The sequence below is a fragment of the Pseudomonas mohnii genome (genome assembly GCF_900105115.1).
Taxonomy (GTDB): Bacteria; Pseudomonadota; Gammaproteobacteria; order Pseudomonadales; family Pseudomonadaceae; genus Aquipseudomonas; species Aquipseudomonas mohnii.
The window spans coordinates 3,056,568-3,068,793 of record NZ_FNRV01000001.1 but is presented as its reverse complement, the minus strand read 5'-3'; the positions used below and the strand labels follow the sequence as shown (position 1 = coordinate 3,068,793).

At 61.6% G+C, this 12,226-nt stretch carries 11 protein-coding genes; 4 read left to right on the top strand and 7 right to left on the bottom strand.

All coding sequences use genetic code 11. The annotated features are described in order from the left end of the window. Positions 1-12: 12 nt before the first annotated feature. The gene (epsC, locus tag BLV61_RS14150) at positions 13-939 is read left to right on the top strand and encodes a serine O-acetyltransferase EpsC (protein WP_090465867.1); all 927 of its coding nucleotides are present in this window, start codon (positions 13-15) and stop codon (positions 937-939) included. Positions 940-1,327: 388 nt separating this feature from the next. Beyond that, positions 1,328-3,283, top strand: a complete 1,956-nt coding sequence (betT, locus tag BLV61_RS14145) for a choline transporter BetT (protein ID WP_167361840.1) — start codon at positions 1,328-1,330, stop codon at positions 3,281-3,283. 8 nt (positions 3,284-3,291) lie between these two features. On the opposite strand, the gene BLV61_RS14140 is transcribed toward betT, so the two are convergent. Both BLV61_RS14140 and BLV61_RS14135 read right to left on the bottom strand, forming a co-directional pair. Continuing rightward, positions 3,292-3,552, bottom strand: coding sequence for a hypothetical protein (locus BLV61_RS14140; RefSeq protein WP_090465864.1), 261 nt, complete (start codon positions 3,550-3,552; stop codon positions 3,292-3,294). 86 nt (positions 3,553-3,638) lie between these two features. Further along, positions 3,639-4,379, bottom strand: coding sequence for an SDR family oxidoreductase (locus BLV61_RS14135; RefSeq protein ID WP_090465861.1), 741 nt, complete (start codon positions 4,377-4,379; stop codon positions 3,639-3,641). 122 nt (positions 4,380-4,501) lie between these two features. Here BLV61_RS14135 and BLV61_RS14130 point away from each other — a divergent pair, with 122 nt between their 5' ends. Continuing rightward, on the top strand, positions 4,502-5,392 hold the full coding sequence (locus BLV61_RS14130) for a LysR family transcriptional regulator (protein WP_090465858.1): 891 nt from the start codon (positions 4,502-4,504) through the stop codon (positions 5,390-5,392). Positions 5,393-5,560: 168 nt separating this feature from the next. Beyond that, entirely contained in the window at positions 5,561-6,598 is a 1,038-nt protein-coding gene (mgrA, locus tag BLV61_RS14125; RefSeq protein WP_090465855.1) for an L-glyceraldehyde 3-phosphate reductase, read from the top strand. Positions 6,599-6,657: 59 nt separating this feature from the next. Here the strand turns inward: mgrA and tauD are convergent, their stop codons facing one another. The 5 genes from tauD to gshA all read right to left on the bottom strand — a co-directional run bounded on the left by tauD (position 6,658) and on the right by gshA (position 12,029). Further along, a complete protein-coding gene (gene tauD / locus BLV61_RS14120; protein WP_090465851.1) occupies positions 6,658-7,500 on the bottom strand; it encodes a taurine dioxygenase in 843 nt (280 codons plus the stop codon). Between the two features lie 79 nt (positions 7,501-7,579). After that, positions 7,580-8,413 carry a taurine ABC transporter permease TauC gene (tauC, locus tag BLV61_RS14115; protein ID WP_090465848.1) on the bottom strand — a complete coding sequence of 278 codons (834 nt, stop codon included), beginning with the start codon at positions 8,411-8,413 and terminating at the stop codon, positions 7,580-7,582. Beyond that, entirely contained in the window at positions 8,410-9,204 is a 795-nt protein-coding gene (gene tauB, locus BLV61_RS14110; protein ID WP_090465846.1) for a taurine ABC transporter ATP-binding subunit, read from the bottom strand. The genes tauC and tauB overlap by 4 nt, the downstream gene beginning before the upstream one ends. Before the next feature lie 16 nt (positions 9,205-9,220). Next, a complete protein-coding gene (gene tauA / locus BLV61_RS14105; protein ID WP_090465841.1) occupies positions 9,221-10,198 on the bottom strand; it encodes a taurine ABC transporter substrate-binding protein in 978 nt (325 codons plus the stop codon). Between the two features lie 247 nt (positions 10,199-10,445). After that, positions 10,446-12,029, bottom strand: a complete 1,584-nt coding sequence (gene gshA / locus BLV61_RS14100; RefSeq protein WP_090465838.1) for a glutamate--cysteine ligase — start codon at positions 12,027-12,029, stop codon at positions 10,446-10,448. Between the last annotated feature and the right edge of the window lie 197 nt (positions 12,030-12,226).

Here is a 12,226-nt window from a genome sequence, read left to right as displayed (position 1 = left end):
GGAGTTTTTACCGTGAGTGAGCGTTCCAGCCATTGGCAATTGCAGAGCATCGTCAGCCAGCTGCGCACGGCCCGTGACCAGTGGCGCGCGCAAAACGGCCGTGCCAGCACCGAGCAGGGAGGGCGCGAGTTGCCGTCCCGCGCCGCCATGGCGGAGATTCTCGAAGCCCTGTGCGGCGCGCTGTTTCCGATGCGCCTGGGGCCAGTGGACCTGCGCGAGGAAAGTGAAGACTTCTACGTCGGCCATACCCTCGACGTCGCCTTGAACGCCTTGCTGGCTCAGGCACGGCTCGAATTGCGCTATGCCGCGCGCCACAGTACCCAGGTCGACACCGAGGTCGAGGCCAGGACCCTCCAGATCATCCAGGACTTCGCCCTCGCGTTGCCGGGGTTGCGCAGCCTGCTGGACACCGACGTTCTGGCCGCCTATCACGGTGACCCGGCGGCGCGCAGCGTCGATGAAGTATTGCTGTGCTATCCGGGGATTCTGGCGGTGATTCACCATCGCCTGGCCCACCATTTGTATCGCGCCGGGTTGCCGTTGCTGGCGCGGATCAGTGCGGAAATCGCCCACTCGGCCACCGGTATCGACATACACCCCGGCGCGCAGATCGGTCGCAGTTTCTTCATCGACCACGGGACAGGCGTGGTGATCGGCGAGACGGCCATCATTGGCGAGCGCGTACGGATTTATCAGGCCGTGACCCTGGGCGCCAAGCGCTTCCCGGCGGACGAAGACGGTCAATTGCAGAAGGGTCAGCCGCGTCACCCGATTGTCGAGGATGACGTGGTGATCTACGCCGGCGCGACGATTCTGGGGCGGATCACCATCGGCAAGGGTTCGACCATTGGCGGCAACGTCTGGCTGACCCGCAGCGTGCCGGCGGGCAGCAACGTGACTCAGGCGAATCTGCAGCATGACGATGGGGCGCAGAAGTAATTCCAGAAAGCCTGGCTGACTGACAGGCCCTCATCGCGAGCAGGCTGGCTCCCACAGGATTCTCGGGTGTTCACTGAAGATCCACTGTAGGGGCGAGCTTGCTCGCGATTGGATTTCATGCCAAATCGAGCTGACGGCGTTGATTTAATCCTGCCTCATACCCTTCCTTGAACGGGCACAGGAAAACGACCGCCGAGCCCTGCGATTAGTCCTTAGCACCCTATCCATGTTTAAATTGAACGTTCATTCAAGTTAAACCGGTGGTTCGCCGCCCGCTCACAACAGGAGGCTTGCCTTTGCTGAGTCCGATTTCTACAGCCACGTTTTACCCCGTCGAGGTGCACCGTTCATGAGTGCATCGTCCCTTCCTCCAAGCGGCCTGGTCCGCATGAATCCGCCGGTGTTTTACTTCGCGGCGAGTTTCATTCTGTTGTTCGGCGTCGTGGTCATCGCCCTGCCCGAACAGGCCGGTGCCTGGTTGCTGGCGGCGCAAAACTGGGCGGCCAACACGGTCGGCTGGTACTACATGCTGGCGATGACGCTGTATCTGGTCTTCGTGGTGGTCACCGCCTTGTCCGGCTACGGCAAGATCAAGCTCGGTGCCGACCACGACGAGCCCGAGTTCAGCTACCTGTCCTGGGCGGGCATGTTGTTCGCCGCCGGCATCAGCATCACCCTGTTTTTCTTCTGTGTGTCCGAACCGCTGACCCACATGCTGCAGCCACCCCAGGGCGAGGCCGGCACGGCGGACGCGGCGCGTCAGGCGATGCAGATTTTGTTCCTGCACTGGGGTCTGCACGGCTGGGGAGTGTTCGCTTTCGTGGGCATGGCGCTGGCCTATTTCGCCTACCGCCATAACCTGCCGCTGGCCCTGCGTTCGGCGCTGTATCCGCTGATTGGCAAGCGCATCAACGGGCCGATCGGCTACGCGGTGGATGGCTTCGGCATCATCGCCACGGTGTTCGGTCTCGGTGCGGACATGGGCTTTGGGGTACTGCACCTCAACTCGGGCCTGGACTACCTGTTCGGCATCGCCCACACCCAGTGGATTCAGGTCGGCCTGATCACGCTGATGATGGGGGCGGCGATCATCGTTGCCGTCTCCGGCGTCGACAAGGGCGTGCGGGTCATGTCCGACATCAACATGCTGCTGGCCTGCGCGTTGCTGCTGTTCGTGTTGTTCGCCGGCCCGACGCAGCATCTGCTCAATACCTTGATCCAGAATATCGGCGACTACCTCGGCGCCTTGCCGATGAAGAGTTTCGACCTGTATGCCTACGACAAACCCAGCGACTGGCTCGGCGGCTGGACGGTGTTCTATTGGGCCTGGTGGATTGCGTGGTCGCCGTTCGTGGGCTTGTTCATCGCGCGGATTTCCCGTGGCCGCACCATCCGCGAATTCGTCTTCGGCGTACTGCTGATCCCGCTCGGTTTCACCCTGGCGTGGATGTCGATCTTCGGCAACAGCGCCATCGATCAAGTGCTCAACCACGGCATGAGTGCGCTGGGCATGTCAGCCATCGATAACCCGTCGATGACCCTTTACCTGCTGCTGGAAACCTACCCGTGGAGCAAGACCGTGATTGCGGTCACGGTGTTCATCAGCTTCGTGTTCTTCGTCACCTCGGCCGACTCCGGCACGGTGGTGTTGTCGACGCTGTCCGCCAAGGGCGGCAACCCGGATGAAGACGGGCCGAAATGGCTGCGGGTGTTCTGGGGCGCGATGACCGCGCTGGTGACCAGTGCGCTGCTGTTCTCCGGCAGCATCGATGCGCTGAAGTCGGCGGTGGTGCTGACTTCGCTGCCGTTCTCGCTGATTTTGCTGTTGATGATGTGGGGGCTGCACAAAGCGTTTTATCTCGAATCGCAAAAGCAGATCGCACAGTTGCATTCCCTGGCGCCGGTGTCCGGCTCGCGGCGTGGCGGTTGGCGTCAGCGCTTGAGCCAGGCGGTGCATTTCCCGTCGCGGGACGAGGTCTATCGCTTCCTCGATTCGACGGTGCGCCCGGCCATTGAAGAAGTCTCGGCGGTGTTCGTCGAAAAGGGCCTGAAGGTCGTCACGCAGCCGGACCCGGCCAATGACAACGTCAGCCTGGAAATCGGTCACGGTGACGAGCATCCGTTTATCTATCAGGTGCAGATGCGTGGCTACTTCACGCCGTCATTTGCCCGTGGCGGCATGGGCTCCAAGGAGCTCAACAACCGTCGTTATTACCGGGCCGAAGTGCATTTGAGCGAGGGCAGTCAGAACTACGATCTGGTGGGCTACACCAAGGAGCAGATCATCAACGACATCCTTGATCAGTACGAGCGGCACATGCAATTCCTGCATCTGGTGCGTTGATCGCAGGCTCAGGTTTCGGTGGTCAGCACCATGAACAACACCAGCGCCGCCACCGGGACGCTGAACACCACGGTGCCGACCACCACTTCGGTGCTCAATGGCTGGCCGGCGTGAACCATGCCGACCGCGGAATTGATCAGTGTGAGCGCCAGCCACAGCGCGACAAAGCCGTAGGCCAGGGTCTGGCGGGTGAAGCCGATTTTCTCGCCGATGAACAGCATCAGCGCCAGGAGGATCAGGCCGAAGGTGATGATGATGGTGGTGTGCATCGGGTATTTCCTCCAGTGGTGTGCTGCTTTTGAGGCCGCCTTCGCTGGCTTGCCAGCGAAGGCGTCTAGCCTGCCTCCACAGCAGCTTAAACCAACCCACCATTGACCCGCAGTATCTGCCCATTGACCCAGGACGAATCCGGCCCGGCCAGAAACGACACCACTCGGGCAATATCTTCCGGCTGGCCCAGGCGCTCCAGTGGCGCCATTTTGGCGAAGGTCTGGATCTGCTCTTCGCTCTTGCCGTGCAGGAACAGGTCAGTCGCCACCGGGCCCGGTGCCACCGCATTGACGGTGATGTTGCGACCGCGCATTTCCTTGGCGAACACTTGGGTCAGGGATTCCACCGCCGCTTTGCTGGCGATGTACACGGCGTAACCCGGCAGGTTCAGGCCGACGGTGCTGCTGGAGAAGTTGATGATCCGCCCGCCGTCGTTCAGGCGCGTGGCCGCCTCACGCAGGGTGTTGAAGGTGCCGCGCGCGTGGATGTTGAAGGTCTGCTCGAACAGTTCATCACTGTGTTGCGCCAACGGCATGACCTTGAGAATGCCGGCGTTGTTGACCAGTACATCAACCTTGCCCAGCTGTGTTTCGGCCTCATCGAACATCCGGCGCACGTCCTCGGCGTTGGCCACATCCGCCTTGATCGCGATGGCCTGATGGCCGGCCTGACGCAATTCCACCACCCGTTTTGACGCTTCGGTGGCGCTGTTGGCGTAGTTGATGACGACGGCAAAACCTACGCCGGCCAGCTGTTTGGCGATGACCGCGCCGATGCCGCGGGAGGCGCCGGTCACGATGGCAACTTTCGAAGTCTGGGTAGTCATGGCGAGGGTTCCTGTTGATGGGGGAGTGGCGCCAATTTCACATGTTTACTCAGGCCGATAAATGCACGAGAGTTGCCTTGACTGTTCAATAATCGCCAACAATCGAGCGTCAGGAGTTCAGCGTGGATCAAGTCAAAGCGATGAAGGTGTTCGTGCGAATCTATGAGCGCAGCAGCTTCACCCTGGCGGCGGATGACCTGAACCTGCCGCGCGCGACCCTGACCCACACGCTGAACCAATTCGAAGCCTGGCTGGGAACGCGGTTGCTGGAGCGCAGTACGCGCAAGGTGCGGCCGACGCTGGATGGCGAGGCCTACTACCCGCGTTGCGTGCAGTTGCTGGCGGAGCTGGAAGAGGCTGAGCTGGCGTTTCGCGGCGTGGCGCCCAAAGGCCGCTTGCGGGTCGACCTGCACGGCACTTTGGCCAGGCACTTCGTGATCCCGGCCCTGCCGCCATTCATGGCGCTATACCCGGACATCGAACTGTCGATCAGCGAGGCCGACCGTTTTGTCGACCTGATCGCCGAAGGCGTCGACTGCGTGCTGCGCGCCGGCACGTTGAGCGACTCGACCCTGATCGGCAAACGCGTCGCCAGCCTGCGCCAGATCACCTGCGCCAGCCCGGCCTACCTGCGCCAATACGGCGAACCGCACAGTCTCGATGACCTGAAAAACCACAGGGCGGTGAACTACGTTTCCCGCACCACCGCCAAGTTGTTCCCGTTCGAATTCATGGTCGATGGCGAGCTCAAGGAAGTGGCCATCGAGGGCGGCATTTCGGTGTTTGGCGCAGAAATCTACGCCGCCTCGGCGATTGCGGGGCTGGGGCTTATCCAGTGCCCGCACTACCGGATGGAAACGCAAATCGCCCAGGGCCTGGTGAAGGAAGTCCTCACCGAGACACCACCGCCGCCGATGCCGGTGTCAGTGCTTTATCCCCACAACCGCCACCTGTCGCCACGGGTTCGTGTGTTTGTGGATTGGTTGGGGGAGGTGTTTGCGGGGGCGAGGTAACGATCAAAAGATCGTCGCCTGCGGTCGGCGTCACAATGCTCATGATGAAATATGTGAAACGTTTCAGCTATTCACCGAATCCGGGGTTTATTGGCGTTTGTCTGGGCGTATGCTGGGCAACTGGCGAAGCAGTCGATACCAGATTCAAGACAGACAAGAGAGGATTCGATGACTTACACCGCTGCCGAAAACCGCTATGACTCCATTCCTTACCGCCGCGTGGGCCGCAGCGGGCTGGTGCTGCCGGCGCTGTCCCTGGGCCTGTGGCACAACTTCGGCGACAGCACGCCGATCGCTACCCAGCGTGCGTTGTTGCGCACCGCGTTCGACCTGGGCATCAACCATTTCGACCTGGCCAACAACTATGGCCCGCCCTACGGTAGCGCCGAGATCAACTTCGGGCGTTTGCTGCGTGAAGACTTCAAGCAATACCGCGATGAGCTGATCATCTCCAGCAAGGCCGGTTGGGACATGTGGCCGGGGCCTTACGGCCAGGGCGGCGGTTCGCGCAAGTACGTGCTGGCCAGCCTCGACCAGAGCCTGCAGCGCCTGGGTGTGGACTACGTGGACATTTTCTACTCGCACCGTTTCGACCCGGACACCCCGCTGGAAGAAACCGCCAGCGCACTGGCCACCGCGGTGCAACAGGGCAAGGCGCTGTACATCGGTATTTCGTCCTATTCCGGGGTGAAGACCCGCGAAATGGCGGCGCTGCTCAAAGAGTGGAAAGTCCCGCTGCTGATCCATCAGCCAGCGTACAACCTGCTCAATCGCTGGGTGGAAAAAGACCTGCTTGATACCACCGACGAGCTCGGCACGGGTGTGATTGCTTTCACACCTCTGGCTCAGGGTTTGCTGACCGACAAGTACCTCAACGGCGTACCGGCGGATGCGCGGGTCAACCGTCCGGGCGGTGGTTCGTTGCAGGCCTCGCACCTGTCCGAGGCGAACATTGCCCATGTGCGTGCGCTCAACGAGATCGCCAAGCGTCGCGGTCAAAGTCTGGCGCAACTGGCCCTGGCCTGGACCCTGCGCGACCCGCGCGTGACCTCGGCGCTGATCGGTGCGAGCCGGCCGGAGCAGATTATCGAGAACGTCGGGGCCTTGAAGAACTTGAGTTTCAGTGAGCAGGAACTGGCAGAGATCGACCGGTTTGCCCAGGAGGGCGGGATCAATTTGTGGGAGAAGCCTTCGACGGCTGAGTAAGTGTTCGGGCGCCAGGTTTTTCGGCGCCTGTCCGTTAACATCAGTGAAAAAATCAGGGCTCACCTAAAAAACGGCACATCCCCCAACACCGTCGCGCGCTGCATCACCCGCCGCGCCGGCCGGTAATCGTCCACCGCGTAATGTTGTGTCACGCGGTTATCCCAGAACGCGATGTCGTCTTTCTGCCAGCGCCAGCGAATGGTGAATTCCGGCCGGGTGGCGTGGGCGAACAGGAACTTCAAAATCGCCTCGCTTTCGGTTTCCGACAGCTCGTTAATCTTCGACGTGAAGCCTTCATTGACGAACAGCGAGCGGCGTCCGCTCACCGGGTGGGTGCGGATCACCGGATGCGACAGCGGCGGATTCTTGCGTCGTGCTTCTTCCCACTGCACCAGCGCCTGCGGTGTGTTGCCATAGCGTTCCATCGGGAACGAACGGGTGAAGTCGTGGGTGGCGGTCAGCCCTTCGAGCAAGGTTTTCATCGGCACGGACAAGGCCTCGTACGCCGCGATCCCGCTCGCCCACAGGGTGTCGCCGCCGAACTCCGGCAACAGCTTGGCGCTGAGCACCGCGCCCATCGCCGGGGTGGGCAGGAAGGTCACGTCGGTGTGCCAGATCGCGTTATCCCGAACGTCGGTGACGGCGGTGTCGAGGATCAGCACTTCCGGTTGTTCCGGCACGTTCGGGTAGATCGGGTGAATGTGCAGGTCACCGAAATAGGCCGCGAAACGCGCTTGCTGCTGTGGCGTGATCGGTTGGTCGCGGAAGAACAGCACCTGATGCTTGAGCAGCGCTTGCTCGATGGCGTCACGCTGTTCCAGGTTCAGCGGCTGGCTGATGTCGACGCCGCTGATCTGCGCGCCGAGGGCGGAGCTTAAGGGGACGATGCTCAGGTGGCTCATGAGGGTTCTCTTCAATTCTGAGTGTTGACTCCTGTGGAGCGAGCAAGCTCGCTCCCACAGGTTTTTCACAGGACAATTTTTAGTGAGCCTGGCCGTGCCATGGCACGAGTTTGCGTTGCAGGGCGCGCAGGCCCATCTCCATGGCAAAGGCAATCAGCGCGATCACCAGAATCCCCAGGACCACCACATCGGTGACCAGGAACTGCGCGGCCGATTGCACCATGAAGCCCAGGCCACTGGTGGCAGCGATCAATTCGGCGGCGACCAGTGTCGACCAGCCCACACCCAGGCCAATGCGCACGCCGGTCAAAATGTCCGGCAACGCGCTCGGCAGAATCACATGGCGAATCAACTGCGCGCGGGTCGCGCCCAACGACTGCGCGGCGCGCAATTTCGCCGGGTCGACAGTTCGCACGCCAGTGGCGGTGGCGATGGCGATCGGGGCGAAAATGGCCAGGTAGATCAGCAGCACTTTCGACAGCTCGCCGATGCCGCACCAGATCACGATCAGCGGCAGATAGGCCAGCGGTGGAATCGGGCGGTAGAACTCGATCAGCGGATCGAGAACGCCGCGAGCGATGCGGTTGTGGCCGATGGCGATGCCAACGGGTACGGCGGTCAGCACCGCGAAGCCCAGGCCCAGGCCGATTCGGCTGAGGCTCGCGCCCAGGTGCTGCCACAAGGTTGAATCCATGTAGCCGCTGGTGGCCAGCAACCAGCCTTTTTGCAGCACGGCGGACGGTGGCGGCAGGAACAGCGGTTCAATCAAACCGGTCGCCGTCACGCCCCACCAGATGACCACCAGGGCGATCAACGTCAGCACGCTGATCCAGCGGGTGCTCAAACTGCGGCGAACCGGAATCACCGAAGCGCCAGGTTTCACCGCTACGGCCGGGATTTCATAGCTGCTCATGCGCGCTCCTGCCGCTGGGCGGCGCTGCGTTGGGAGAAGACTCTGTCGAGCACGTGTTCGCGGGTTTCGATGAAGCGCGGGTCGGATTTGATCGCCCGAGCCGACTCGCCGGCCGCGTAACGCTGACCGAAGTCCAGGCTCAGGCGCTCGACGATTTGCCCCGGATTGGGCGCCAGCAGAATCAGGTCGGTGGCGAGGAACACCGCTTCCTCGATGTCATGGGTAATCAGGAACACCGGTTTGGCCGTGCGCCGCCAGACTTGCAGCAGCAGTTCCTGCATCTGCTCGCGGGTGAACGCATCGAGCGCGCCGAAGGGTTCGTCCATCAATAGAACGCGTGGGTCGGCAGCGAGGGCGCGGGCCAGGCCGACGCGCTGCTTCTGCCCACCGGACAGTTGCCAGATGCGACGGTTTTCAAAGCCGGAAAGGTCCACCAGCGCCAGCATTTCCCGGGCGCGGATTTCGCGTTTTTCCCGAGAGATGCCGGCCAGTTCCAGGCCGAAGCCGACGTTGGCCAGCACGTCCTGCCAAGGCAGCAGGGCGTCGTCCTGGAACACCACGCCGCGTTCGGCGCTCGGGCCTTTGACCGGCACGCCATCGAGGGTGATGCGCCCGGCGCTGGGTTCGACGAAACCGGCAATCAGGTTCAACAGCGAAGTCTTGCCACTGCCGGACGGGCCGAGGGCGACCAGCAATTGCTGGGGCCCCAGGGTCAGGGAAATATCCGACAGCACCGGTTCCGGGCTGCCTGGGTACTGTGCGCTGATGCGCTCCAGCTGTAGCAAGGCCATGGCGATGAACTCCCGATCAGTTAGTAATGAACTTGGCGCTGACGTACGGCGCGTAGTCCGGCAGTACAGCCTCGACCTTGCCTTGTTCCTTGAGGAACGCGGCGGTGTCGGTGATGGCCTTGGTGGTCGGCGCGCCGAGGGTGATGACCTGATCAGCCGCCAGCGGATAAACGTTGCCTTGCAGCAGCAGCGGAATATCGCTGGCCTTGGCGCCAGACAGTTTTACAAGCTTGTCGACATTGCTCTGATTGGCCAGCCAGGCTTTCGGGTCTTTGCGGTAGTCGGCGTAGGCATCGAGGGTCACTTTGGCGAACGCGGTGACGATTTCCGGGTGCTTCTCGGCGAAGTCTTTACGCACGATCCAGGCATCGAAGGTCGGCGCGCCGAACTTGGCCAGTTCGCCGGAGGTGATCAGCACTTTGCCGTTTTCCTTGGCGACGCCCAGGGCCGGGTCCCATACGTAGGTGGCATCGATGTCACCGCGTTTCCATGCGGCGATGATGGCGGGCGGAGCAAGGTTGAGGACGGTTACTTTCGACGGATCGATGTTCCAGTGCTTCAGCGCGGCCAGTAGGCTGTAGTGGCCGGTGGAAACGAATGGCACGGCAATTTTTTTGCCGATCAGGTCTTGTGGGGTCTTGATCCCGGAACCGTCACGGGCCACCAGCGCTTCGGCGGCGCCGATCTGGGTGGCGATGAGGAAGGTTTCCACCGGGACTTTGCGGGTAATGGCCGCCGTCAGGGGGCTGGAGCCGAGGTAGCCGATCTGCACGTCGCCGGAGGCGATGGCGGCGATGACGTCGGCACCGTTATCGAATTTGCGCCAGCTGATGTCGGCCTTGGTGGCTTTTTCATAGGCGCCGTCGGCCTGGGCGACTTTCGCCGGGTCAACGGTGGTCTGGTAGGCGACAGTCACGTCAGCCGCCTGGGCAAAGAAACTCGCTGCGGCCAGAGAGGCGGCCGCCAGCAGGCGAAGAGGGAAATGCAGTTTCATCGAGAAGCTCCTTGTCAGGCGACCGAGAGTCGGCGTGAAAGGAGACTAAATGATATAAGAATCCAAAAATAAATAACTTTTTCGAATTAGCTTATTAGCGGAAAAACCTAAGCGTGTCCGCTGCGTGCTCAATCGCGAGCGGGCTCGCTGCCACAGTACTCACAGGTGTGTGCACAGTTGTGGCAACACTGAAAGTCCACTGTGGGAGCGAGCCTGCTCGCGATAAGGTCCGAAGGACCTTCTGATGTTAGTTGCTGATCGCCAGGATGCTCGCCTGATACGACCCGACAAACACGTCGAAATCGCCAACTTCGTTCTGTTCCAGCTCCGCCTGTTGAGCCAGCGACGTACGCGCCAGTTCTTCAAACCGGGCCTGTTCTTCAGCCGGCAATGGTTCGCTGCGGAAAAACTCCGCGTGCGCGCGGCTCTGGCGCAGGGAGAACTGGACAAAGCTTTCCTTGTGCTCGGCCATGGCCGCCAGGACCTGGGCCGATGGCGTCAGGGACGGGTCCCGAACCTTGACCAACTGCGCATCCAGCGCCTTGCTGTGGGCATCGCCGCCGTGGCTCTGATCGAGCATCGCCGCCAGTGGCGCGATGTTTTCCAGCAATTGTGCGGCCCACTCTTTCAGGTCAACGGGGTGACCGTCGCGTTGCAGTTGCAGGCCCGGACGGCGACCTTCCTTGACCACGCTGAGGAAGTTCGAGGTCGCATTGCCGCAACTGGTGTTGGTCAGCAGCGGGCTGTCGTTCAGGGCGCAGTACAGCAGGAAAGCGTCGAGGAAACGCGATTCGGTGAGATCGATGCCCGTCGGCAGGAACGGGTTGATGTCCAGGCAGCGAACTTCAACGTACTGGATGCCGCGGGCCATCAGCGCCTGGATCGGCCGTTCGCCGGTGTAGGTCACGCGTTTGGGGCGGATGTTGGAGTAGTACTCGTTTTCGATCTGCAGGATGTTGGTGTTGAGTTGAACCCACTCACCGTCCTTGTGGGTACCGACTTCGACGTACGGCGCATAGGGCGTGGCCACCGCTTTGCGCAGGCTGTCGATGTAGCTGCTCAGGTCGTTGTAGCACGGCGTCAGGCCGGCCTGGGCGTTGCTCTGGTAACCCAGGTCACTCATGCGCAGGCTGGTGGCATAAGGCAGGTACAGGGTGTCCGGATCCAGCTGTTCCAACTGATGCGAGCGACCGCGCAGAAAGCCGGCGTCCAATGCCGGCGATGCGCCGAACAGGTACATCAGCAGCCAGCTGTAGCGGCGGAAGTTGCGGATCAGGGCGATGTAGGCCGACGACTGATAGTCGCGGTCGGTGCCGACGAAACCTTCGGCCTGCTTGAGCAGGGGCCAGAGTTTCTCCGGCAGGGAAAAGTTGTAGTGAATCCCGGCAATGCACTGCATGGTCTTGCCGTAACGCAGGGCCAGGCCCTTGCGGTAGACGTATTTGAGCTGACCGATGTTGGACGTGCCGTAATAGGCGATCGGGATATCTTCCTCGGCCGGCAGCGGGCACGGCATCGATGGACTCCACAGGTACTCGTTGCCGAGCTTGCTGTAGGCAAAGCGATGAATCTTGTCCAGGCTCGCCAGCGTGTCCGCCGGGTCGGGCAGGGCCGGGGTGATGAACTCCAGCAGCGATTCGGAATAATCGGTGGTGATCTGTTCGTTGGTCAGCGCGGAACCCAATGCTTCCGGGTGCGGCGTTTGCGCCAGGCGACCTTCATCGGTCACGCGCAGGCATTCACGTTCGATGCCGTGAAGACACTGTTCGAGCAGAGAGAGGTTAGCGCGCTCGCCGAGCAGGGCCAGGCGGCGGTTGAGAAGTTCGCTCAAGTTGGATTCCTTCACGCGTCAGTCGCCCCAATATGGGGGTGGGCAAGACGGTCTACAAGGGTGAAGTTAAAACTGGCGTTTTCGCCTGGTTTTTGGAGCCGCTCAGGCCATATGCCGGTCAGTCAATAACCGCACAATTCCTGTGGGAGCGAGCGTGCTCGCTCCCACAGGTTTCATTGCGCCGAAATTAACTCAAA